The organism is Providencia sp. PROV003 (assembly GCF_045040775.1).
GTDB lineage: Bacteria > Pseudomonadota > Gammaproteobacteria > Enterobacterales > Enterobacteriaceae > Providencia > Providencia huashanensis.
This window is the reverse complement of sequence record NZ_CP096369.1, coordinates 799572-818896: the sequence shown is the minus strand read 5'-3', so window position 1 is coordinate 818896 and position 19325 is coordinate 799572. Positions and strand designations below refer to the sequence as shown.

The 19325-nt window shown below is 40.0% G+C and carries 21 protein-coding genes; 6 read left to right on the top strand and 15 right to left on the bottom strand.

Translation table 11 applies throughout. The annotated features are described in order from the left end of the window. Window positions 1-43: 43 nt before the first annotated feature. The 8 genes from M1F14_RS03570 to radC form a co-directional block, all read right to left on the bottom strand. On the bottom strand, window positions 44-1021 hold the full coding sequence (locus tag M1F14_RS03570; RefSeq protein WP_166697037.1) for a glycosyltransferase: 978 nt from the start codon (window positions 1019-1021) through the stop codon (window positions 44-46). Between the two features lie 11 nt (window positions 1022-1032). Next, complete coding sequence (locus M1F14_RS03565) at window positions 1033-2040, bottom strand: glycosyltransferase (RefSeq protein WP_181468898.1); 1008 nt, start codon at window positions 2038-2040, stop codon at window positions 1033-1035. Window positions 2041-2068: 28 nt separating this feature from the next. After that, window positions 2069-2866, bottom strand: coding sequence for a lipopolysaccharide core heptose(I) kinase RfaP (rfaP, locus tag M1F14_RS03560; protein ID WP_166697038.1), 798 nt, complete (start codon window positions 2864-2866; stop codon window positions 2069-2071). Further along, complete coding sequence (locus M1F14_RS03555) at window positions 2859-3983, bottom strand: glycosyltransferase family 4 protein (protein ID WP_181468899.1); 1125 nt, start codon at window positions 3981-3983, stop codon at window positions 2859-2861. Before M1F14_RS03555 ends, rfaP begins: the two co-directional genes overlap by 8 nt. Window position 3984: 1 nt before the next feature. Beyond that, the gene (gene rfaQ / locus M1F14_RS03550) at window positions 3985-5049 is read right to left on the bottom strand and encodes a lipopolysaccharide core heptosyltransferase RfaQ (protein ID WP_181468900.1); all 1065 of its coding nucleotides are present in this window, start codon (window positions 5047-5049) and stop codon (window positions 3985-3987) included. Between the two features lie 203 nt (window positions 5050-5252). Next, window positions 5253-5420, bottom strand: a complete 168-nt coding sequence (rpmG, locus tag M1F14_RS03545) for a 50S ribosomal protein L33 (protein ID WP_004924244.1) — start codon at window positions 5418-5420, stop codon at window positions 5253-5255. An 11-nt stretch (window positions 5421-5431) separates the two neighbouring features. Continuing rightward, window positions 5432-5668, bottom strand: coding sequence for a 50S ribosomal protein L28 (gene rpmB, locus M1F14_RS03540; RefSeq protein WP_042846738.1), 237 nt, complete (start codon window positions 5666-5668; stop codon window positions 5432-5434). A gap of 252 nt (window positions 5669-5920) precedes the next feature. Continuing rightward, entirely contained in the window at window positions 5921-6586 is a 666-nt protein-coding gene (gene radC, locus M1F14_RS03535) for a DNA repair protein RadC (protein ID WP_042846739.1), read from the bottom strand. Window positions 6587-6774: 188 nt separating this feature from the next. On the opposite strand from radC, the gene coaBC reads away from it, so the two are divergent. From coaBC to slmA, 3 genes are all read left to right on the top strand, one after another. Next, window positions 6775-7986, top strand: coding sequence for a bifunctional phosphopantothenoylcysteine decarboxylase/phosphopantothenate--cysteine ligase CoaBC (gene coaBC, locus M1F14_RS03530; protein WP_048605688.1), 1212 nt, complete (start codon window positions 6775-6777; stop codon window positions 7984-7986). Beyond that, window positions 7973-8428, top strand: a complete 456-nt coding sequence (gene dut, locus M1F14_RS03525; RefSeq protein ID WP_042846741.1) for a dUTP diphosphatase — start codon at window positions 7973-7975, stop codon at window positions 8426-8428. Before coaBC ends, dut begins: the two co-directional genes overlap by 14 nt. Window positions 8429-8644: 216 nt before the next feature. After that, window positions 8645-9244 (top strand): nucleoid occlusion factor SlmA, encoded by a 600-nt coding sequence (gene slmA / locus M1F14_RS03520; RefSeq protein ID WP_042846742.1) that lies wholly within the window; start codon window positions 8645-8647, stop codon window positions 9242-9244. A 50-nt stretch (window positions 9245-9294) separates the two neighbouring features. Here slmA and pyrE read toward each other — a convergent pair whose 3' ends face one another. Together pyrE and rph are read right to left on the bottom strand one after the other, a co-directional pair. After that, window positions 9295-9939: an orotate phosphoribosyltransferase gene (gene pyrE, locus M1F14_RS03515; RefSeq protein WP_042846743.1), complete on the bottom strand. Its 645-nt coding sequence runs from the start codon at window positions 9937-9939 to the stop codon at window positions 9295-9297. Between the two features lie 142 nt (window positions 9940-10081). After that, entirely contained in the window at window positions 10082-10795 is a 714-nt protein-coding gene (gene rph / locus M1F14_RS03510) for a ribonuclease PH (protein ID WP_042846744.1), read from the bottom strand. Between the two features lie 122 nt (window positions 10796-10917). Between rph and M1F14_RS03505 the strand changes: the two genes are divergently transcribed. Beyond that, a complete protein-coding gene (locus M1F14_RS03505; RefSeq protein WP_042846745.1) occupies window positions 10918-11781 on the top strand; it encodes a YicC/YloC family endoribonuclease in 864 nt (287 codons plus the stop codon). A 114-nt stretch (window positions 11782-11895) separates the two neighbouring features. Here M1F14_RS03505 and M1F14_RS03500 read toward each other — a convergent pair whose 3' ends face one another. The 3 genes from M1F14_RS03500 to M1F14_RS03490 all read right to left on the bottom strand — a co-directional run bounded on the left by M1F14_RS03500 (window position 11896) and on the right by M1F14_RS03490 (window position 14953). Continuing rightward, the gene (locus M1F14_RS03500; protein ID WP_042846746.1) at window positions 11896-13152 is read right to left on the bottom strand and encodes a nucleoside permease; all 1257 of its coding nucleotides are present in this window, start codon (window positions 13150-13152) and stop codon (window positions 11896-11898) included. Beyond that, a complete protein-coding gene (locus tag M1F14_RS03495; protein ID WP_042846827.1) occupies window positions 13149-14066 on the bottom strand; it encodes a DMT family transporter in 918 nt (305 codons plus the stop codon). Before M1F14_RS03495 ends, M1F14_RS03500 begins: the two co-directional genes overlap by 4 nt. Before the next feature lie 68 nt (window positions 14067-14134). After that, entirely contained in the window at window positions 14135-14953 is an 819-nt protein-coding gene (locus M1F14_RS03490; RefSeq protein ID WP_048605686.1) for a purine-nucleoside phosphorylase, read from the bottom strand. A gap of 190 nt (window positions 14954-15143) precedes the next feature. Between M1F14_RS03490 and M1F14_RS03485 the strand changes: the two genes are divergently transcribed. After that, on the top strand, window positions 15144-16349 hold the full coding sequence (locus M1F14_RS03485) for an ROK family protein (protein WP_071548791.1): 1206 nt from the start codon (window positions 15144-15146) through the stop codon (window positions 16347-16349). Between the two features lie 73 nt (window positions 16350-16422). Further along, window positions 16423-17199 carry a hydroxyethylthiazole kinase gene (thiM, locus tag M1F14_RS03480; RefSeq protein WP_080972684.1) on the top strand — a complete coding sequence of 259 codons (777 nt, stop codon included), beginning with the start codon at window positions 16423-16425 and terminating at the stop codon, window positions 17197-17199. Between the two features lie 33 nt (window positions 17200-17232). Here the strand turns inward: thiM and M1F14_RS03475 are convergent, their stop codons facing one another. Together M1F14_RS03475 and M1F14_RS03470 are read right to left on the bottom strand one after the other, a co-directional pair. Continuing rightward, window positions 17233-17937 carry a lipopolysaccharide core heptose(II) kinase RfaY gene (locus tag M1F14_RS03475; RefSeq protein WP_048605683.1) on the bottom strand — a complete coding sequence of 235 codons (705 nt, stop codon included), beginning with the start codon at window positions 17935-17937 and terminating at the stop codon, window positions 17233-17235. 201 nt (window positions 17938-18138) lie between these two features. Continuing rightward, entirely contained in the window at window positions 18139-19305 is a 1167-nt protein-coding gene (locus tag M1F14_RS03470) for a nucleotide sugar dehydrogenase (RefSeq protein WP_048605682.1), read from the bottom strand. Between the last annotated feature and the right edge of the window lie 20 nt (window positions 19306-19325).

The window sequence follows — 19325 nt, the reverse complement described above, 5'->3', positions numbered from 1 at the left end:
AAAAAAAGGGAGCCGCTAATTAATACTGTGCTCCCTGTCATTTTTATTTAAATAATTTGTATTTAACTAAGCTAGTTATACCCGTAATGAATTTACTCTGATGAAATTCATGCTTATACCTTTCTTGATATTCAGCTTTTTTCTTAGCTTGAATTAATTGACAATTTTTCCAAGGGGAACTATCAAAGGCGATCTTAAATGTCTCACTCGAAGGATATCCTACCCCCCAATAATGCCAAGGTTTAGTTGCTCCAGTATAGTGAATTAACTTAGTAGAGTCTGTAATATAGTCTCTATAATTGATTCCTTCCAATTCATTTTTTAGCGTATAGATGCAATTATAATCTCTTGATAGGTAAATATTGTTGCCATTAAACAAAATATTTAGCGCATCTTGGTCTAAATATTTCAATGGTTTTCCTGTATGATTTTCTGTAATTAACTTAAACGCGACCTCAGTAAAATTTTTACTCTTCCATTTTTTTAAATTTAGAAAAATAACACCTGCATTGAAATATTTATCTTTCAGCATCGGAATTTCTAATCGTGATTCACATGAGCTCTGCATATTCGGAACATCAGGAATCACTGCGGCATACGTATCTTGAAACGCGATTTCTGTGTAGTGATATAAGCTTCCCTTGCAAAAAACATCAGCATCTAAATAAAGAATTGATGGAAGCGTATTACATAAATGATCAAAAATAAAAAACCTAAAATAAGTCGCATATGACCATACATGTGATGTAGGCAATTTTTTAAGTTTATCCGCATTTAAAATATACACATCAATATTAACATTATCATTAGATGCGAGTTCTTTAAGTTTAATTAAAAAATTATCATCTATGAAATCTGTAAACAAATTAAATTTCAGCTTAAGATCTCTATTATTGATAATAATAGAATTCATTGATATTCCAGAACCAAATAGGAAGCCTTTATCCACGCCATACGCAATGTTCAAATCGGCTTCAAAGCCTTTCGTCCCTAGCTCTATCTTTTCTTTTATTAAATCCACTTAAGCACCTATTATCGTTTTATTTTACTCACAAAGTATTGAATATAAAAAATAAGCCCTTGTAAGTATTTTTTCTGTTTTATCTTATGTTTAGCACAATAGCGCAGATAATTGCTACTACTTGGCTCCATCAACGGAATATCTCGCCATGGTGATGCCATTCTAGCTTTAAGAAATGGCTCTGCTGAAGGGTAACAAGCCCATTCATGCCAAGGCTTTGTCGGCCCAACATAGTGAATAAAAACAGTCTGTTCATTAACAGGATATTCAAATTTATCTTTAAGCTCATAATTCAAACTAAACTGAGTATTAAAAATACTTTTAATGTAAACAACCTTACCCATTAATAATATATTGAGTACATCCTGATCTGGGTAACTCAGCTTAGCAGAAATAGAATGATTCATCAGTAAATCAACTGCATTTTTAGTCACATGCTGCTCGTGCCAAACGACCAAGTTGATATACATCACTCCACTATTAAAGTAGCCAGCAGAAATCTCTGGGAAGCCTAAATTGTTAGCTCTATTTTTCCACCAACTTGCATCACGCTCAGCAACAACAGCAGCAACCTTACCATCTAACATTTCATGGATTAAGTCATCGATTTTTCTGTGACAAATAATATCCGCATCAAGATATAGCAAATAGTTAATTTTATTTTTAAAGTATTCTGCAATAATAAATCTAAAATAGATAGCATGAGTCCAATTTTTTGTTGTAGGTAAGTTACTTAGGCTTGTTGCATCGATAAAATACAAAATAACTCTTGTATTATACTGAGAGCAAATTTCACGGAACTTTTTAATATCCGCATCTTTCATTAAATTATCAATAAATACGTGAAAAATAAATTTTTTATCTAAGTTATTAATTAATAGAGAAACTATAGAAACACCACAGCCATATAAAAAATTATTATCTATGCCATAAGCAACGTGGATAGCATTATATTCATCTTCATCTATATACCCAATAGATATTTTATTTTTTATCATTCTATCAAATTCAATATTCATTATATCTATCCACTTATATTTCTAATTTCTACAAACCACGTTTCTGTGTTCTTATTCTGATCTTTTCCGCTTTACTAACGACTTTACTTATTAACACTCTTTCCCGCTGCAAAATTGTTCTTAGCGGCAACTCAAAGTATACCTTCATAAACCGAAAAATATCACGCTGAGTTAGCCCAATGTTCAATGAAGAATAATATAACCCAATTAAATCTTTATTGCGCCAACGAATGGGAACCGAATTTCTAAGTTGTGCACGATGTAAGTCAATAACGGATATTTTTAAATCGTCTTCATTGCCCGTAAAAGGTAAATGAAGTAAAAAATGGCAAATATAGCAATCTCGGTGGTTAATACCTGTCGCGTGCATCTTACGTACCATGTCCGCAACCCGACGAATAATCATTTGCTTGGTACGAAATGCCGGAGGCTCATCTAGCCAATTTGCACAATAATCCTCTAAACTCACCGTCGGGGTCAAATCTTCAGTGATAATAAATGAATGTCGGCGAAGAGGGTTAAGCCCTTTTTGCCCGAATGCCCGCCCATTCATAGTATCAACGCCCACTTTAGTAAGTTGATGGATAGCATTCCATTCTCTATCAGCCCCTAAAACAGGTAAACGGAAAGAAAATAGATTTTTTAAAACTTCTTTTAGTGTTGTGCCATAGTGGATCTTTATAAAATAGCTTCGCCCTTCAATTTCAAAACGTAATGTTTTACGCGACTCTAATGCACGGAAGACTTCACCATGTAATTTATCGCTTTCAACAAATGGATCTTTATTTTTCCATAATTCACTGAAAGGCGTTTTCAATTCAATCATTTGAGCACCCTAAAATAATATCCGCAGCCTTTTCTGGTAGGCTATACAAATCTTCTGTATCTGCAAAATACTGTGCATTTCGAGCCCATTGTACAAGCTGAACAGAATTTTTTAGGCTATTTTCTAATGCTAAATTTAAAGCTGATTGCTCAAATGGTTCTTTGATAACCATACCGCATTGGGCTTGCTCAATAAATGAAGCGTAACCACATACTTCCGTCACTATAATAGGTAATCCTGCAGTAATAGCTTCTAATAACACAATACCTGCTGCTTCTTGATAAGCTGGATGCATTAATATATCGGCAGCTGCCATTAATTCGGCAATATCATTACGACCACTAAAGAAAGAAACTTGCTGCCCAATCCCAAGTGTTTCAGCTAAACGTTGGTATTTTGCTGGTTTATCTTGCCCAACCACCATCAGCAGCGTATTTTTTTTAATATCTTCAGGGAGCGCAGCAACCGCTTTTAATGTTCTATCAACACCTTTACGCCTAAAATCAGAACCCACTTGCAACAATAAAAATGCAGATTCTGGTATTTGATTTTTTTGGCGATAGACCTGTTTCGCATTCGGTATTTGCTGGTCGTATTTTATACTTTTAGCAATACCTGGAGGAAGCATATGGAAACGTTGGTTCTCTGTCCCATAATGCGTTTTAAAATGGCTAATTTGATGTGGCGTTAACATCAATAATTGGGTGGGCTTACCCACTGCAAAAACAGCTTTTTCAAATGCTGCGTAATGCTTATAACGCGGGGTTAGCTTATAAAAGAAACCTTTTTCTTCCTCAACTTTTTGGGCATAGCACACATCAGCAGCATAATAGATATCTAAGCCCGGCATTTTATTAAAACCGACAATACGGTCTACTGGGTGATGCTGCAAATGGTCTAAAACCCAATGGCAATATTGAGTATTACGGCCATGATTCGTGTTTGATGTCACCGGTACAATGATAATTTCAAAGCCATCAGGCTGATCACCGTCCCATGATTGGGTATACACTCGAACATGGTGACCACGTGACTGGCATTCAGTAGCAATACGCAGAAAATCCCGCTGTAGACCACCATACGGGAAATATTTATATAAGCAGAATGCCACATTCATATTAATACCTTTTCATCATGGAGCGGATATTCATGGGTAACATTTTTTCTGTTGCGTTAATTACATCTAACGCTGGAATAATGGATAAATACTTTTTATTGCGGTCTAGCTCATCTCTGGGTGGCATCGATTCATAGTCACCGGCCCAGAATTGAACAACATTATCACTCCAAGGGCGCCAAAAAATATGATTTGTCGCGCCAAAAAGGCACACGATAGGTGTGTTTACCGCTGCAGCAATATGCATTGGCGCAGAATCCACACCAATAAATAAAGCGGCATGAGCAATAAGAGCCCCTAACTCAGGGAACGTTGTTTTCCCCGCAAGCTCAGTAACAGGTTTTGTATTACAGCCATCTGCAATCTGATTAATACATTCAAGGTCTTCTTTACTCGGCCCTGAAGTCAAAACAACTTGGTAACCACGAGACTGCAGTGCATCAATGACCGCTGAGAACTTTTCATTATCCCAACACTTAAAAAGTTGACGGGCTGTTGGTTGGATAACCACATAGCTACTATGGACGCCTAAGCTTAATAACTTTTCGTCAATATTTTTCCAATCTTGCGCCGAGTATAACATCGTTAGATGCGTTTTTAATTCTTTTATTTCTAACGGCTTAAGTACGGATAAATTATTTACAACAACATGTTCCCCTTCAGGTGGGGTCAAATGAGTAAAACTGTTACGCCAATATTGAGAATCTCGATGAGTAAATTGATGAGAGATTTTCATTTCAGCAGGGATAGCCCTAACCAATAAGCTAACCAACCACTGATCAGCTAAATTAACAACTAAATCGTATTTATTTTTACGTAGCTTTAGCATTAGCTTGATAAAATTACAGGCTTTACTCAATCCAGAACTTTTTTTACTCGCCATGCCATATAAGGCATTGATTTCAGAGTTTTCAGAGAGGATGGGAATGGTCTCCTGATAAAGCAAAACATCAATTTCTGCATCAGGATATTGGTGTTTTAATGAGCTGATAACAGGTGTAGTCAGCAGCATGTCCCCATGAAACCTCATCTTGATCACAAGAATTTTTTTAAACTGTTTTTTCACCAGGCACTCTTAATCAGGTCTATATTATGTGTAAAAGACGATAGATATTTGACAACGAATATCATTATTAATTCAATAATTACTAGCTATGTTACTACTTTCAGAATAATGGTCATAGCCTCGAATGCGCATATCCGTAACTAACCAATTTTTAAGCAAAAAAAAACTCAGCCGAAGCTGAGTTTTTAACGCAGATAGCAAAATTACTTGATTTTTGCTTCTTTGTAGATCACATGCTTACGAACAACTGGATCGAATTTTTTCATTTCCAGTTTTTCTGGCATTGTGCGCTTGTTCTTCGTAGTGGTATAGAAATGACCTGTACCTTCAGAAGAGACCAGCTTGATTTTCTCGCGAATACCTTTAGCCATTTTTTAGCTCCTTAGTACTTCTCACCACGGGCACGCAGTTCAGCAAGAACCGCATCAATTCCCTTTTTATCGATCACACGCATACCTTTAGCAGATACACGCAGTGTTACGAAACGTTTCTCAGACTCAACCCAGAAACGGTGAGAGTGCAGGTTTGGCAAAAAACGACGTTTGGTCGCGTTTAATGCGTGTGAACGGTTGTTACCGCTCATTGGACGCTTGCCAGTAACTTGGCAGACTCGTGACATGTCTATTCTCCAAAAATCTAATCAGCTCGAGCTTTTTTGTTCTGGGTATGGCCGCCTCGTCAGGCTTAGGAGCCCATCTCAGCAAACTTTCATTGACTGAAAAAACCGTTTATACCTGAGTAAAAAATTTACTGAGATAGGCCCTTCTCGCCAAACCCAAGATCCTTAAAGGTGGCGTAGTATACGCTTTCAATCGATTTCACTCAAGCCCAACACAACGAAAGTTGTCATTTTTTAGGCAAAAAAATAATTTTATAGCCATCCCCGCTCTACAAATGAGACGCATTGTTTGTGCCCGACTACAAAATGGTCAAGTAATTTCACGCCCATAAGAGAGCAAGCTTGTTGAATTTGTTCAGTAACTTGTTTATCAGCCATACTCGGTTCAGGATTACCCGAAGGATGGTTATGAGCCAGTATAATTGCGCTAGCATTCATTTTAATAGCAAAGCGAATAATTTCCCTCGGATGTACCTCAACTCTATTTAATGTGCCTTTAAACATTTCTTCATGGCAAATAATTTGATTTTGATTATTTAAAAACAAAACAATAAAAACCTCACGCTCCCGGCCCGCAAACAAATCTAACAACTTTGACTTCAATAATTCAGGCCCGCTCATTACATCTTCATGTAAAAATTGCTCAGAAAAAAAACGACGAGCCAATTCACTTATGGCTTGTAACTGTGTAAATTTACAGTTCCCCATACCTTTACACTGCATCAACTTTTCGTAATCAGCTTGGATGAGTAAATATAAGGAACCAAATTCTTTGATCATACGTTTGGCTAACTGTAAAACGGGTTCCCCTTGGCTTCCTGTTCGCAAGAAAATCGCTAATAGTTCCGCATCCGATAATGAGGCGGCCCCGTATGCAAGTAGTTTTTCCCTCGGTGGTAACTCCTGATGTTCTCTCATCCCTTTATTCCTTCGCCCCAAAACCCTTTTCGAACCTTTTTATATAGCTTAGAAAACGTTAACAAGCCTGCCTATCCGTGTTTGAGTAACGCTTCGCAAAAATAACAATCTGATGTCAAATCGAGCGCGCCACCTAAACTGATGATGTGGTAATATGCCTTCCACATTGAGCGAATCGGATAAAAATAATGAATCAGCTATCACTATTAGGTAAGCAGGTAGTTATTGGGATCAGCGGGGGCATCGCTGCCTATAAAATCCCTGAGCTGACACGTCGCTTGCGTGATCAAGGTGCAGTAGTGCGAGTCGTCATGACTCAGGGCGCAAAAGCCTTTATTACCCCTTTAACTTTGCAAGCTGTTTCAGGGCATCCTGTTTCTGATGACCTGTTAGACCCAGCAGCAGAGGCCGCAATGGGTCACATTGAATTGGCTAAATGGGCTGATATAATTATTTTAGCACCAGCAACTGCGGATTTAATTGCTAAACTTAGTGCTGGAATGGCAAATGACTTACTAACGACGGTCTGTCTCGCCTCTTCAGCTCCTATTGCCGTTGTGCCAGCCATGAATCAACAAATGTATCGGGCGAGCGCCACACAAGACAATTTAATCAGATTGCAACAACGCCAATGTATGATTTGGGGGCCGGATGACGGTAACCAAGCTTGTGGTGATATTGGCCCAGGCCGTATGCTTGACCCATTAGCAATCGTTCGTCTCGCAGCTGAACATTTCAACCCTAAGCTTGACTTACAAGGCATTAAATTGATGATTACCGCGGGCCCAACACGTGAAGCATTGGACCCTGTTCGTTTTATCAGTAATCACAGTTCAGGGAAAATGGGGTTTGCTATTGCACAAGCAGCTAGTCAACGTGGTGCCGAAGTGACATTAATTGCAGGCCCTGTAAACCTTGAAACTCCAACAGGGGTTAATCGAATCGACGTCATTAGTGGTTTAGATATGTATGATAAAGTGCATCAAACCATTGCTGAACAAAATATTTTTATTGGGTGTGCTGCCGTTGCAGATTATCGCGCCAAAACGATCGCCGAAAATAAAATAAAAAAACAAGGCGATGAAGTTATGATTACACTGGTCAAAAACCCAGATATCGTAGCGAGTGTGGGCAACCTGAAACAAAACAGGCCCTATGTTGTTGGGTTTGCAGCAGAAACCCAAAATGTGGAAGAATATGCACGCCAAAAACGGCAACAAAAACAATTAGATTTAATTTGTGCCAATGATGTATCCCTTGCGGATAACGGGTTTAATAGCGATAACAATGCATTACACCTTTTTGATAGCAATGGTGATACTCGTTTGCCTCATTGCAGTAAAACTGAATTAAGCCACTACTTACTTGACGAGATACTTCAACGTTATGAAAAAAATTGACCTAAAAATTCTTGATAGCCGTATCGGTACTGAATTTCCTCTGCCGACCTATGCAACTACAGGCTCTGCCGGTTTAGATTTACGTGCATGCCTTGACGCACCGATCGACTTAGCACCGGGTCAAACAGAATTGATTCCAACAGGTTTAGCTATTCATATAGCAGATGAAAACCTTGCTGCTGTGATTTTACCTCGTTCAGGCTTAGGCCATAAACACGGGGTAGTACTTGGTAATCTAGTTGGGTTGATTGACTCCGATTACCAAGGGCAGCTTATGGTCTCTGTATGGAACCGTAGCGATAAATCTTTTACAGTTGAACCTGGTGAGCGTATGGCACAAATGGTGTTTGTTCCCGTTGTTCAAGCTGAATTTAATATTGTTGATGATTTTGATGCAACTGAGCGCGGTGCAGGTGGCTTTGGTCATTCTGGCCGTCAATAAATAAAACCCCCTGATGTTTAATATGCTATATAGAACCGGCACTAGGTTCTATATTTATCAATAAAAACAATCAGTCATATAATCAACAACAGGGAAAAGCTCAAAATTGCTTATAAACTCTACATTTTTAAAACCTATTTTGCTGCGTAAGTCTCTTTACTAAAAGCAAAATTTTGGATAGTTTGTTTTGCTGTTTTAGCAGGGGTCTTATTAGACATGGCAGAAAAAGCGACAACAAAAAAACGTAACAGGCGTGATGAGATCTTACAAGCTCTTGCGTTAATGTTAGAAAGTAGTGATGGTAGCCAGCGTATTACAACGGCAAAACTTGCGGCCACCGTTGGTGTGTCAGAAGCTGCGCTATATCGTCATTTTCCAAGTAAAATGAAAATGTTCGATAGCCTCATTGGGTTTATAGAAGACTCACTGGTTTCGCGCATCAATCTGATTTTAAATGATGAAAAAGATACTATTATCAGAATCAAGTTAATATTAGCGCTAGTTCTAGGCTTTTCAGAGAAAAACCCAGGGCTAACGCGTATAATGACTGGTCATGCGTTAATGTTTGAGCAAGATAGGCTACAAGACCGTATTAACCAATTGTTTGAACGTATTGAATCGCAATTACGGCAGGTGTTGAAAGAGAAAAAAATACGTGATGGCCATGGGTTTATCCATGATGAGTCATTACTTGCCTCTCAACTATTAGCCTTTTGTGAAGGTATGCTCTCACGTTTTGTACGCTCTGAATTTCGTTATCGGCCAACGGTGGAGTTCGAAGCACGCTGGCCTTTAATTCTAGCTCAGTTACAATAACCAATTATTTATACTACTCACCCCGCCCGTTATTGGGCGCGGGGATTTTTTTATTCAATTCCGTATTGTTCTCGGTAAGCCTTCATTGCCACTAAATGTTCCTGCATCCCCTCTTTTTCAGAAAGATAGGTAATTAAATCACTCATCGTAATGATTGAATAAACCTTGCAGTGATAATCGCGTTCAACTTCCTGTACCGCTGAAATTTCACTTTTGCCTTTTTCTTGACGGTCAAGGGACAATAAAACACCATTCAACGTCGCTTTATGCTGTTTAATAATTTCCATAGACTCACGGATAGCGGTCCCCGCGGTAATCACATCATCAACGACCACGACTTTTCCCTGTAATGGGCTCCCCACGAGTATGCCCCCTTCTCCATGATCTTTTGCTTCTTTACGATTAAAGCAATATGGCATATCAATATCATGGTGTTCTGCTAGTGCGACTGCGGTTGTCGTTGCGATTGGGATACCTTTATACGCTGGCCCAAAAATGACATCACATTCTATTGCGCTATCTTGTAGCGCTTGCGCATAAAAACGACCGACAAGTGCCAAATCACGTCCCGTATTAAATAGCCCTGCATTAAAAAAATAAGGGCTTTTGCGACCTGATTTCAGCGTAAACTCACCAAATTTAAGCACCTGTTTTTTCATGGCAAGTTCAATAAAATCGCGCTGATAGGCTTTCATTGGTCATTCTCCTCATGGATTACTGTTTAATATCTGACAAAACGAATTAGAGACTATTTGTTATAAGTACCGTACTTAAAAACAAGGGTCGATCTCTAAGCATAAAAAAGGCGACTATTTAGCCGCCTAACGAATCATTAACTTATTTCAGCGCTTCTCGCTGAGCTTCAAAAATCGTTTCTAAGCCCGTTTTAGCAAGTGCTAATAATGCGAGTAACTCCTCATGGCTGAACGGTTCACCTTCTGCGGTGCCTTGTACTTCAATCATACGGCCGTCATCCATCATAACAACATTCATATCGGTTTCTGCGGCGGAGTCTTCAACATATTCAAGATCACACAGTGCTTCTTGATTAACAATTCCAACAGAAACTGCTGCAACCATCGATTTTAATGGGCTCTTAGCTAGCTTACCTTGCTCTACCATTTTGTTCAGAGCATCAACTAAAGCAACGCAAGCGCCTGAAATCGCAGCGGTACGAGTACCCCCATCGGCTTGGATCACATCACAATCTAGCGTTATGGTGTATTCGCCTAATTTTTTCAAGTCAACCGCAGCTCGTAAAGAGCGGGCAATTAACCGCTGAATTTCCATCGTGCGGCCTGTTTGTTTTCCTCTCGCCGCTTCTCGTTGATTACGTGAATTAGTTGCTCGCGGTAACATGCCATATTCAGCGGTTACCCAGCCTTGCCCCTGCCCTTTTAAAAAGCGTGGAACGCCTTCTTCAACAGTTGCATTACATAACACCTTAGTGTCGCCAAACTCAATAAGAACAGAGCCTTCTGCATGCTTGGTATAGTTGCGCGTGATATTAATCGGGCGCATTTGGTCTGCTTGTCTATCTGCTGGGCGCATGGTGTTATCTCCATTATCAACTCAAATTGGGACGCATTATACGTCCTTAAAGCGATAATGCCTATCCTGTCATCCCTCATAGCGTTATAATCCCCCTAATTTGATGATGATAGGAACGAATTATGATCCGAAGTATGACCGCTTTTGCCCGCCGTGATATCAAGGGTGAATGGGGGAGTGCGGCCTGGGAGCTGCGTTCCGTAAACCAACGCTATTTAGAAACCTATATTCGCTTACCTGAGCAATTTAGAAGCCTTGAACCGGTTATACGTGAGCGTTTACGTTCTCGCCTAACTCGAGGAAAAGTGGAATGTAACCTGCGTTTTGAGCTAGATGGGGCAAATCGTGGTGAATTAATTCTTAATGAGGGGCTTGCTCGCCAATTAATTAGTGCCGCTAATTGGGTAAAAAATTATAGCCATGAAGGTGAAATTAACCCATTGGAAATTTTACGTTGGCCTGGGGTGATGTCAGCAGGTGAGCAAGATTTAGACGCCATTAGCGAACAATTAATGGCAGGCTTAGATGAAACCATTGATGCTTTCATTCAAAGCCGTGAAGCTGAAGGCGCGTCACTGCATGCATTAATCGAACAACGCCTCGATGGTGTACTGGTTGAAGTAGCTAAAGTCCGCCAACATATGCCTGAAATTTTACAATGGCAACGTGACCGCTTGCACAGCAAGCTTGAAGAAGCGGAAATCCAAGTGGATAACAACCGTTTAGAGCAAGAGCTTATTTTGTTAGCCCAGCGTATTGATGTTTCTGAAGAATTAGATCGCCTAGAAGCACATGTTAAAGAAACACGTAATATTCTGAAGAAAAAAGAGGCAACAGGTCGTCGCCTTGATTTTATGATGCAAGAATTTAACCGTGAATCAAATACATTAGCGTCGAAGTCAATCAATAGCGAAGTCACTAACTCTGCCGTCGAGCTAAAAGTATTGATTGAGCAAATGAGAGAACAAATTCAGAATATTGAATAACCCTCTTCAATAACTAAAAAATTAAGCCAATTGGTACTTGTATTGATTGGCTTAATTTTAACAGCTTATCCGGGTATCCCCGCTCGTATTGAACGGGGTTTACGCCACTTTTGACTAATTGGCTTTGGCTTCTTTCAAGCCAGTGTTTTTATCGTGATGATAATGGAACGTAAATTGGAATATTATCGCTAATACTACGGTATAAGATGCAAAGACCAACCAAATCATTTGCCAATCTTTAACCCCATCTACCGTATAATAATCGACAACTAACCCACTTAAAATAGCGCCAAAATACGCACCAACGCCATTCACCATCGTCATAAATAAACCTTGAGCACTTGCCCGCATTCTTGTGTCGACTTCTCTTTCGATAAAGATAGACCCTGAAATATTGAAGAAATCAAACGCACAGCCATAAACAATCATTGACATGATTAAGAACATTAAGCCAATCGCAGATGGGTCACCAAACGCAAAGAAACCAAACCTTAATGTCCAAGCAAACATACTCAATAACATGACTGTTTTAATGCCATAGCGTTTTAAGAAGAAGGGAATTGCTAAGATAAAACACACTTCAGCCATCTGAGAAATCGACAATAATATCGATGGGTACTGAACAACTAAGCTATCTTGGTATAGCGGGTTCAGGCCGAAATCATGCAAGAATGGGTTACCAAACGTATTGGTGATTTGTAAAACAGCACCAAGTAACATAGCGAATAAGAAAAACACCGCCATAATCGGTTTTTTAAATAAAACGAGCGCATCTAAACCTAGCTTACTGATCCAGCTACTTGAAATGGCTTTTTTATTGACATCAATTTTTGGCAAGGTTAGTGAATAAAGCGCTAAAAGTAATGAACAACCACCTGCAATATAAAGTTGCATACTACTTAGCTCAAATTTCAATAAGCTAATACTCCACATCGCCACAATAAAACCAATGGTACCAAATACACGAATAGGCGGGAAATTACTGACCGAGTCTAACTGATATTGGCTTAATGATGAGTAGCTAATACTGTTCGAAAGCGCAATGGTTGGCATGAAAGCCATCGCATTAATCAGCATCACCCAAAACATCACTGTCGAGTTGGTTACTGTAGCTGCATAAAATAAAGCCGCAGCGCCAATCAAATGACAAATCATATATAGCCGATTTGCTGGAATATATTTATCTGCAATTATCCCGATAATACCGGGCATTAAAATAGCGGCTACACCTTTCGAACTATAAACCATACCGACTTCTGCACCTGAGAAACTCAATGTTTTCATCATGTAAGAGCCGAGTGTAATCAACCAACTTCCCCAGACAAAATATTGTAGAAAAAGCATGATTTTTAAGCGGGATTTAATATTCATACGAAGCTCCGTTTGGAGTTACATTTATTCGTTTTTATTTTCAACTCAGCAATGGCGACACCCATAAGAATGACGACAACACCAACAAACTGAATGAATTCAAGAGGTAAATGCAATACCGTTACAGACAATAAAATAGTAACGGGAAGTTGCATTGAGCTAACAATGGTCGCTAGGCTGGTGCCAATAAGTGGAGTGCCCTTGGCAAACATCCACATACCAAAAAAGGAACCAAAAAAAGCGAGAGGTAATCCATAAGAGAAAAATAACGATTGAAACGTTGAAGCACTTAGCAAAAAGGTGGGTGGTACAACGATTGATGTCAAAATAGCTCCGCCTGTTACCATAATTGCAGAACGCATCATTGGGTCAGTTTTTATTGCTAAGGCCCCACTGACATACACGCGGATAGCATTTGATAATGCGGCTAATAGCCCTAATAACACACCAAGCCAATGAAACACCACCGTTTCACTATTCAGTAACCCTGTCGCCAGTACTGTTCCGATTAATATGACGACAACAGAAATTACCGTCATGAAAGGCGGTATTTGGCGCGTCACTACCGTATTAATTACTACCCCCATCCAGGTAAATTGCAAAAATAACACAACACCAAGAGCAGGCGATAAATACTGTAGCGATGCATAATACAGTAGCCCCGTTAAGCCTGTTGTTGTCCCCGTGAGTAACATCAACAACCCCTGCTGACCCGTTGGCCAGACTAAACGAACTCTTTTTACCCATGCGCCAACGACGACAAAAAACCAAAGTAATATCGCACCAAGTACCGTTTGGCTACCGATGACATCATTAAGGGAATACCCAGCACGATAAGCTAGAATGACTAACGTCGAAAGAATGCCATAACTACAAGCGCCTAAAGAAACTAGAATTAAACCTTTGAGTTTCATTTCAATATTCATCCTGCCTATACTTACAACATTCTTTATATTATTTTGAGAAAAAGAAGCTTAAAAAATTAGAAGCGTTCAATCACACCTGTCACTAACTTCAAGAAAGTTGCTTTGACTTTTTCTGCCGTTTCAATCACTTCGTCATGGCTGAGAGGTTGTTCTAAAATACCGCACGCCATATTGGTTAAGCAGGAAATCCCGACTGTTTTAATTTGTGAATGGTGAGCAACCAAGGCTTCAGGTACAGTAGACATCCCAACGGCGTCAGCGCCTAACGTTCTGATCATGCGAATTTCGGCAGGTGTTTCATAAGTTGGCCCTGTCCACCATGCATATACGCCCTCACGCACACTGACCCCTTGCTCTGTGGCAACATCTTTAATCGTTTGACGTAACTCTTTGTTATAGACTTCGCTAACATCCAAGAAGCGCACACCTAATTCAGGGTTATTTGGCCCAATTAATGGGTTGTTCGCCGTCAAATTAATATGGTCTGTGATAATCATCAGATCGCCTGGGTTAAACTCAGTATTCACTGCACCGCAAGCATTAGTAATAATCAGTTTTTCGACACCCAGAGCTTTCATTAAACGCACAGGGAAAGTGACTTGATCAAGGGAAAAGCCTTCGTAATAATGAAAACGCCCTTTCATAGCAACAACATTTTTGCCTGCGATAGTCCCTATGACTAACTCGTTGGCATGACCAACCGCCTCTGATTTCGCAAAATGGGGAATTTCACTATAAGGAATATGTACCGCATTTTCTAATGTGTCGGCGAATGGCCCTAATCCTGACCCTAAAATAATGCCAACAGTAGGTTTCATATCTGTGCGAGACTGAATAAAACTCAAGCTTTCTAAAATATCTTTTGTATGATGCATGGCGGTCTCCAAATTGACATCGACTAAAAATTGTTAAAATCGATCATAAAGCAATTTAAAAACAGAACAGCGATCTTAATCTCATTTTAAGAAAAAGTATTTCGGTATGATGTGTCGGACGAAACAGTATTTTATGCGTAGATTTGCTAATCTCTAGCGCAAGAGTTGGCAATAGAAAGGAGCGGGGCGCTTGTTACATACACTATTAAATGAATTTCGCACCTCAAAAAATTCAAAAACACAAAAACTCAAAGTCCTCTATCGGTTGATTCTTAACCATGGTCCAATTAGAGCTGAAACCTTGGCATCATTGGCCAGTATGAAGCCTGCCACCTGTGCAAGGCTGCTCGATGAGCTGAGTAAATGCCAATTAATTTCGACCTCAGAACTCGGAGAATCAACTGGTGGGCGTAAACCCATTCTGTATAGCATCAACCCTGCTGATGGTTATTTAGTTGGGATTGAAATGAGTGATATCTACTCGACCATTGTTTTACAAAACCTAAAGCTGGATATTTTAGGCATAGTCAAAGTGAAATATGAACACTTAGAAACAGCAGAAAACATGCTAGATCATCTGCTAAATAAGGTTAACACCCTGCTTGAGGAACACCATCTCAAGCTTGAAAGCTTGCTTGGCATAGGGATTGCTATCGACCATATTTTAGAGCGCGATAAACTACCTTATCACCAATATAGCGCCCGGATACAAGAGCTATATCGTTATATTACTGACAAAGTACCTTGCTTTGTATTACTCGGGAGTGGGATCAGCTTTGCGGCTTTTGCTGAATATCGCTTACGCTATACCTCTGATAGCCAAAGGTTTTTATTCACTACTTGTGATACTGACATCCGCAGCTGCACCATAATTAATAATCACTACGCCCCTGCGCCTATCAGTACCGCCCAAGCATTTGGTCACACCACGATTGATATCAATGGCCAACGCTGTGAATGTGGGTCATTTGGCTGTTTAAAGCAGTATAGCTCACTATCTGCGATTAAAACCCGAATAATAAAACAACTTCGCTTAGGAAAGCCCTCAGTTATCAATGAATTAGTTAATCATGAATCTGAGATTAATTACCATATTATTTTCAAAGCGTTAACCTTGAATGATGCATTGTGTCTTGAGGCACTTGAAGAAGCTGCCTATTATTATGGTATTGCGATTGCTAATGCCGTTTTGATCACGCAAGCGGATGTCGTTGTATGCGGGGGCACATTAACACCTAAAAACCACTTTTTTGCGGTGACTAAAAAATCCATTGAAGACAAACTGTCTATTTTCCCGCATATTAAAACACGTATTTACCCAGCAAATGACTCTTATGAAATTGTCGCTCAAGGGGCTGGGGGGATGGTGATACAAAACTATCTTTCTGATTATTAAGCTATTTCATTAATGATTATAACCTGTAAACTGCATGAGTTATTCTACAGTTTCTATTATGCGAGAGGGGCACATGGCTGAATTTGAAAGTATCGACAACGTAACAAAATCAAATATATTACAGCAACTTAAGTCTGCCTCTCCCCTTGTCCACTGCATGACCAATGATGTCGTTCAAACCTTTACAGCCAATGTACTTCTTGCCTTGGGTTGTTCCCCCGCCATGGTCATTGAGCCCGAAGAAGCGGAGCAATTTGCTGCCATAGCCAGTGGGTTATTAATCAATGTAGGCACGCTAACTGCACCGCGGCAGCATGCTATGCGTTTAGCGGTACAGAGTGCTAATGCTGCCAATAAGCCGTGGGTGTTAGACCCTGTTGCCGTGGGGGCGCTGAGTTTTCGGACACAATTTTGTCAAGAGCTACTCACACTAAAACCCGCCGCTATTCGTGGCAATGCATCCGAAATCATGGCATTAGCCGGTGAAAGCCTTGGTGGGAGGGGGGTTGATTCCCTGAATACCACGAGTGATGCTCTACCGGCAGCTCAGTTATTAGCGCGAAAAACGGCTACAATCGTGGCAATTAGCGGCGAAGTTGACTACATCACCGATGGGGCGCGAACGATTGCCGTCATAGGGGGTCATCCATTAATGACTCGAGTGGTTGGCACTGGGTGTGCGCTTTCTGCTGTTGTTGGCGCATTTTGTACCTTAACTGGCGACCGTTTACAGCATGTTGCAACAGCATGCGCATTAATGAAACAAGCAGGAGAAACAGCGACACGACGGTGCCACGGTACAGGCAGTTTTATCCCTGAATTTTTAGATGCCATTTACCAGCTAAATTAATCACTTATTGATAAAGAAAATAAAGTCGCTAAGTTATAACCGCGTTTTCTTTCCTCTAAGTTTTCTCGACCAATGGCGAAAGTTATCCCTGAAACGAATAAATCGATAGATAAGGTTTTTGTGATCAGGTTCGATACCGTAAAAACGTTGTAAAGCAATTAAGTCATTAGCTTTGCAAATAGACAAATTACCATAATCTGATAAATCAATGACTTTCAATCCATTGTCCGTTAAAACAAAATTCCCCGTATGGACATCATTAGAAGATAACCCGTATTGATGTAACTGATGAATGACCGATTTCATCTCCTCATAGTAAGGCGTGATATCGTCAAGCTCAGAGAGTACTGTCCCTTCTACATACTCAGCAATAATCCACGTTTCGATTGATTCACGGCATTTTATTTTTTCAGCCACAAAGTAAATATCATTTGTGACAGTACAGCCTTTATTTTGAGCGACAACTAAGCGTTTTAATAAGGTTGAATAAAAAGGCCCAGAGATAATGCGCATTATTCTCTTTTCAAGGCGTTTATCACGCTCTTTTTCACACTTAATAATAAAATTCCGACCATCAATATTAATACGTGCAACACTTCTATCGATATTGCCACTTCCTAAATTTTTGCCATCAATTTTCCCTTGAATAAAATCATTAATAACCTGCCAAAAATCGATTGTTCCCTCTTTTTGATAAGTCGTAAAACTATCCATTTGTTTTTTAATTATTTTTTGCATGACAAAAAGCCAGTTTATTTAAGTAGATCAGCTGATGCTAGCAAAGGGGAAAAGGCATTTCTTAGCGATTCTTGCAAAATCAGCGAATAAAATGAGTAATTGTGGCATTTAGCACAAAATAGATAGGGTTTTAGCGACAATACGGGGACTTGACGCATAGATTGGCCAATTCGATGACCAATCTATTTCAGGTTGATAAGCTTAATCGTTACCAAACAAGTCACGGGTATAGACTTTACTCGCTACGTCTTCCAACTCAGGCACCATGCGGTTGGCTAAAATAATGTCACATTGAGCCTTAAATTCCGCTAAGTCATTGACCACTTTTGAACGGAAAAACTCAGGTTCATTTAAAACAGGTTCATACACCACCACTTCAATGCCCTTGGCTTTGATGCGTTTCATCACACCTTGTACCGCTGAAGCACGGAAGTTATCAGAGCCCGCTTTCATCACTAAGCGATAAACCCCCACTTTGTGTGGTGCTTTAGCAATAATGGCATCAGAAATAAAGTCTTTACGGGTACGGTTGGATTCGACAATGGCGTTAATCAAGTTATTTGGCACGTCATCGTAATTAGCCAGTAGCTGTTTGGTATCTTTCGGTAAACAATAACCGCCGTAACCGAATGATGGGTTGTTATAATGGCTGCCAATACGTGGGTCTAAAGAGACACCTTCAATGATTTGGCGTGCATTTAAGCCACGGCTTTCTGCATAAGTGTCGAGTTCATTAAAGTACGCCACTCGCATCGCCAAATAGGTATTGGCAAACAGTTTAATGGCTTCGGCTTCGGTTCCATCGGTAAATAACACCGGAACGTCTTTTTTAATTGCACCTTCTAGCAGTAAATCAGCAAAAACCTTTGCACGCTCAGAACGCTCCCCGACCACAATGCGGGAAGGGTGTAAGTTATCCCACAGAGCACGGCCTTCACGTAAAAATTCAGGGGAGAAAATCACGTTGGTGTAACCAAACTCTTCACGTAAACGCTCAGTAAAGCCCACAGGAATGGTGGATTTCACAATAATCGTCGCTGCGGGGTTAATGTTATTCACGTCATGAATAACAGATTCAACCGATTGAGTATTGAAGTAATTGGTTTTTGGGTCGTAGTCTGTTGGCGTCGCCACTATCACATACTGCGCGCCCGTATAGGCTTCGTTTTTATCTTCTGTGGCACGGAAATTGAGCGTTTTCTCCGTTAAGAATTGCTCAATTTCAGCGTCAACAATCGGTGATTGATGATTGTTTAGCATTGCCACTTTTTCAGGGATGATATCGACTGCAACCACTTCGTGATTTTGTGACAGTAACATGGCGTTAGATAGGCCGACGTAGCCGGTCCCTGCGATTGCTATTTTCAAACTTGCCTCTCAATTTCTGC

Coding starts and splice junctions, on each gene's coding strand:
- slmA (WP_042846742.1), top strand. CDS start 8,645: ATGGCAGAAAAAGCGACAACAAAAAAACGTAACAGGCGTGATGAGATC.
- rph (WP_042846744.1), bottom strand. CDS start 10,795: ATGCGCCCAGCAGATAGACAAGCAGACCAAATGCGCCCGATTAATATC.
- M1F14_RS03475 (WP_048605683.1), bottom strand. CDS start 17,937: ATGCAAAAAATAATTAAAAAACAAATGGATAGTTTTACGACTTATCAA.
- radC (WP_042846739.1), bottom strand. CDS start 6,586: ATGAGAGAACATCAGGAGTTACCACCGAGGGAAAAACTACTTGCATAC.
- M1F14_RS03495 (WP_042846827.1), bottom strand. CDS start 14,066: ATGAAACTCAAAGGTTTAATTCTAGTTTCTTTAGGCGCTTGTAGTTAT.
- M1F14_RS03500 (WP_042846746.1), bottom strand. CDS start 13,152: ATGAATATTAAATCCCGCTTAAAAATCATGCTTTTTCTACAATATTTT.
- M1F14_RS03490 (WP_048605686.1), bottom strand. CDS start 14,953: ATGCATCATACAAAAGATATTTTAGAAAGCTTGAGTTTTATTCAGTCT.
- pyrE (WP_042846743.1), bottom strand. CDS start 9,939: ATGAAAGCCTATCAGCGCGATTTTATTGAACTTGCCATGAAAAAACAG.
- coaBC (WP_048605688.1), top strand. CDS start 6,775: ATGAATCAGCTATCACTATTAGGTAAGCAGGTAGTTATTGGGATCAGC.
- rpmB (WP_042846738.1), bottom strand. CDS start 5,668: ATGTCACGAGTCTGCCAAGTTACTGGCAAGCGTCCAATGAGCGGTAAC.
- M1F14_RS03555 (WP_181468899.1), bottom strand. CDS start 3,983: ATGAATGTGGCATTCTGCTTATATAAATATTTCCCGTATGGTGGTCTA.
- dut (WP_042846741.1), top strand. CDS start 7,973: ATGAAAAAAATTGACCTAAAAATTCTTGATAGCCGTATCGGTACTGAA.
- M1F14_RS03505 (WP_042846745.1), top strand. CDS start 10,918: ATGATCCGAAGTATGACCGCTTTTGCCCGCCGTGATATCAAGGGTGAA.
- rfaP (WP_166697038.1), bottom strand. CDS start 2,866: ATGATTGAATTGAAAACGCCTTTCAGTGAATTATGGAAAAATAAAGAT.
- M1F14_RS03565 (WP_181468898.1), bottom strand. CDS start 2,040: ATGAATATTGAATTTGATAGAATGATAAAAAATAAAATATCTATTGGG.
- rpmG (WP_004924244.1), bottom strand. CDS start 5,420: ATGGCTAAAGGTATTCGCGAGAAAATCAAGCTGGTCTCTTCTGAAGGT.
- thiM (WP_080972684.1), top strand. CDS start 16,423: ATGGCTGAATTTGAAAGTATCGACAACGTAACAAAATCAAATATATTA.